Genomic DNA, 3,471 nt, shown 5'->3' with positions numbered 1-3,471 from the left:
CGCCTCGACGGCTTTGATCCATGGCCGGCGAAAACCCGCATCAGCGACAAGGATCGGAACGCAGTCTTTGGGGAGCATTTCGGCCAACGTTTGCAGCAACCGTTTTTGATATTTCGGACAACCCTCGCGCTCATGAACGCTCTCGTAAATGGGGAACGAACGTCCTGCCAAAGGAATGGCCGCGCGCAACAAAAAGAACTCTCCAGCCGCATCGATCGGTGACCAATCGACCAGGATCAACGGATGTCTCAACGACCCCAGCAAGGCTCGCAACATGACCCAGTAAAACAGTGAGCGCTCGGTTTGCAGATGCCGATTACCCAGCAACCGATCGACTCGTTTGATGGCGTGTTTGGGGTAGGCCTTACCTGACATGAATCGACCAAGCCCCGTCAGAGTGAGCCTACGTCCTTGGAGTAATGCGCTGACACAACACATCAATGTTTTCAGACGACGAGAATGGACAGAGGGAAGTGCTTGGGCGAGCGCGCTGTGTAAGAATCGGATGGCCTGCATGGGTTCGGGATCTTGTTTTTGTGTGGTGCAATACAAGCTGCCGCCCCATGCAGATCTCTACAATTCCCAACTTCTTGATTTCTCGTAGGAAAAAGCGGAGATTTCTCAGGGTCAGATCACCATTATTTTAAATGTAGTCTGTCCCTTATTTTCCCTCCGCTGAGGTCATAACTGAAGTTTCAATCTGCCGTCAGGTTGATCTACCAAGGGACGCGAGCCTGCCGCTTCCGCGATGCCAATCGGTGCTTAGGTGTATTGACATTTACCCCCGACAGATTTAAACAGTACTCGCTTAAATTTGATGGCTTTTAGCCATAAGGAACGGGATTTATATGAGCAAGGAACAACCACGTCGTCACCGCGATGCCCGTAAAGACGCATCTGTGGGTAGCATTGAAAAAACCATTGAGGAGACTTTTGGTTTGCCGGAAGGCTCCGTTCAAATCAACAACGAAGATGGTTCCAACGCTCGAAGTGACCAGAAAATCGGCACTCTTCGTAAGCGTTACGAGGACTGAACCGTCTGGAAAAGGAACGATTTCAATGTTCTCATTCCTGACGTCTAAGGAAGATAAGAGTCCCGGCATGTGCCCGAACTGTAAGGAGACTGTCAAAGCGCAGGTCATTGAGTCTAATCGTTTTCGTCGGGACGTATGTAAATGTCCCAATTGCCAGGTCCATATACTGATATGTCGAGGCGCCGAGTGTGATGATTACGCACTTGGTGGGGAGCGTTATGATGATGAGTACTGTGATGCGTGCTGTAAAAAACCCTTGAACTCATGCAAGGAGTACATAAAGGGGCTTCCTGAGTGGATACGTGCAGGCGCGGAAAAACGAAATCGAAGTAAATCTATAAGTAAAGCTTAATCACCGCTAGGGGGGATGTTTTTTGAGAGAAGCTTTATTTGCCTTTGATAAAGTATCCCCCCCCCTCTGCTTGGTTGGTCTTTACGAATTTCAATCTAGTTCGCGGTCTGGCGAATATTAATGTTTAAGGGAGGACGTGTTGTGGGGTTGATATTGTCGCTGGCGTCGCATATTGCAGGAACCATTACGGCCGCTATTTTAATATATTTTATTACGCCGTATTTTTCTAGCCTTATTGAGGCTGAGGCTGGGTTTGTCTATCTTGTATTGTATGCGTTGCTGGCAATTTGGAGTGTGAGGACAGGGCGAAAGATAGAGAAGGGCAAGGATAATGTCGCAAATAATCTTGAGAGGATTATTTTTCCGGATGACGATAAATGAATTCTGTCATGTTGGGTGTGGCAGGCGCTGTCGTTTGGGTTGTTTTTTACTATCTTAAAGTGATGAGTGTTCTTATTGATGAGAAAAAGAACGTTGAAAAAGACCTTGAGTCCAAAGCGAGACACCGGTGGCTTTATTGGGTGTCCGACAAAATGGAGTCAGCTTGGCCGTTCGTAAAATCTATTGAGGTAGATAGGTGGGCTAATTATCTCGCCAGTATTGCGCTATTGCTCGTGTTTGGGATTTTGATCTTTGCAGGCTTGTTTCAGAGGTTTATGACTGATCATGCGGTTTTTTTCTTGGTTGTGATATTTGTTTTTATGTCAATATCTAATGGCCGCAATGGGGTGGATCTATATGAAAAGATCAAGCCTTATCTGCCGGTTATATTTCCAGCTGCAATGTATCAAGGGTTGTCTATGATGGAAGTTCAGAATCCAATTGCGGCTCAGCAGCTTGTCATTCCGGGGTATGATTTTTTTCAAACTAAGTTGTTTGCAGCCTTTATTGGGTTTTTTATGGCTTTTTTGATCCCGTATCCTATGGCTCTGTTTGATAGTTGGTTTTCTAGATTTGTAGCAAAAGGGACGTTGTATTTTATTCGAGATTTTATGCGTCTTGGGGTAAAGCCTGATGGTGATATTGAGATATCACTTAGAAAAGTGGCAAAGGAGTCATTAGCAGCAACACTGAAATTGATATTGGCTTTTATAGGCTTTTTGACCTACTTGTCATATCGGTCATAAGTGGCTGCGAGATAATTCGGGGCAGATCACCAATTCCTTGCTTAAATGAATATGCAGACGCTAAATTAATCGTGGTCTGTCCCCGATCTCATTACTTCTTCTGCACTTGGAGGGAACTATGATTACAGTTGATAATGGCAGAATATCTTTTGTAGAAAAACATCTTTTTGATCTCAAGATTGAAACCTTCGAAGGGATTATTGAGCGATACGAAAACTATAAGGTTGAGTTGTTTTTGCATGTGATCAGTGATCCGTCATGCAGGTATGAAAAAGGGCCGGGCTCAGCTCGAGTATTTAGAGATATAGCCGGGCTTTCAGCAAAAAAAAGGTTCTTGAGTCTATTGAGGAACAGGAGGCTTAATGCAAGTCCGAAAGGATTTTATGCCAATAAATTCAAGAGGGAAGAGGATCTTCCTAAAGAAATAAAATCTGTTAGCTTTGCTCACTGCAAACAAGAAGAAGTCCACCTGCATTTTAAGGCGCGAAGTTCAGAGTATGGGTTAGTGTTTTATCATGATTTTCTTCAATCCCTGGGGATGATACCTGTAAGGTATGTGAATGAAGAGGATGAGGGTTCAATTCGCCGATTGGTTTTTAATGAACCATTTGCACTGGAGGCTTACGGGAAAAATTATGATATGCGCTGGGAGAAGGAGTGGAGAATAAACAAAGATGTCTCATTTGATGAGGATGATATCGCCTTTGTAGTTGTCCCAGATGGTGAGTACGGGGAGTTTGTCAATTTAGCAGTTAACGAGGGACTTGGGTATTTGGTTCTTCCATCTTCGGTATTTACCGATCCCTTGAAATTCTTCCTTATAGCGCACGGCATGGACCACCACTCATGGAATCAAATTAGAATATTCGGCGATTGGAAAGTTGATTTTGATATGTTTCCCGACTTCACTGAGGACGAGATTGAGAGATTCTTAAAGGAGTGCGGGTTGTATGTTGAG

The 3,471-nt window shown here is 44.6% G+C and carries 5 protein-coding genes; 4 read left to right on the top strand and 1 reads right to left on the bottom strand.

Features of this window, described 5'->3' with window-relative positions:
* A partial coding sequence (locus AC1D2Q_RS29465; protein ID WP_477815535.1) for a transposase family protein occupies positions 1–516 on the bottom strand: 516 nt, incomplete at its 3' end.
* A gap of 332 nt (positions 517–848) precedes the next feature.
* Between AC1D2Q_RS29465 and AC1D2Q_RS29460 the strand changes: the two genes are divergently transcribed.
* The 4 genes from AC1D2Q_RS29460 to AC1D2Q_RS29445 form a co-directional block, all read left to right on the top strand.
* Complete coding sequence (locus AC1D2Q_RS29460) at positions 849–1,034, top strand: hypothetical protein (RefSeq protein WP_477815534.1); 186 nt, start codon at positions 849–851, stop codon at positions 1,032–1,034.
* A 493-nt stretch (positions 1,035–1,527) separates the two neighbouring features.
* Positions 1,528–1,767: a hypothetical protein gene (locus AC1D2Q_RS29455; protein WP_477815533.1), complete on the top strand. Its 240-nt coding sequence runs from the start codon at positions 1,528–1,530 to the stop codon at positions 1,765–1,767.
* Positions 1,764–2,513 carry a hypothetical protein gene (locus AC1D2Q_RS29450; protein WP_477815532.1) on the top strand — a complete coding sequence of 250 codons (750 nt, stop codon included), beginning with the start codon at positions 1,764–1,766 and terminating at the stop codon, positions 2,511–2,513. Before AC1D2Q_RS29455 ends, AC1D2Q_RS29450 begins: the two co-directional genes overlap by 4 nt.
* A 118-nt stretch (positions 2,514–2,631) precedes the next feature.
* Positions 2,632–3,471: hypothetical protein (locus tag AC1D2Q_RS29445; protein WP_477815531.1), on the top strand; the 840-nt coding region annotated here is incomplete at its 3' end.

Source organism: Pseudomonas sp. P1_A1, from assembly GCF_056406935.1.
This window is presented reverse-complemented; position numbering and strand designations above follow the sequence as displayed.

Excerpts from the sequence above, each read along its gene's own strand:
- AC1D2Q_RS29460 (WP_477815534.1), top strand. The coding sequence starts at position 849 with ATGAGCAAGGAACAACCACGTCGTCACCGCGATGCCCGTAAAGACGCA.
- AC1D2Q_RS29450 (WP_477815532.1), top strand. The coding sequence starts at position 1,764 with ATGAATTCTGTCATGTTGGGTGTGGCAGGCGCTGTCGTTTGGGTTGTT.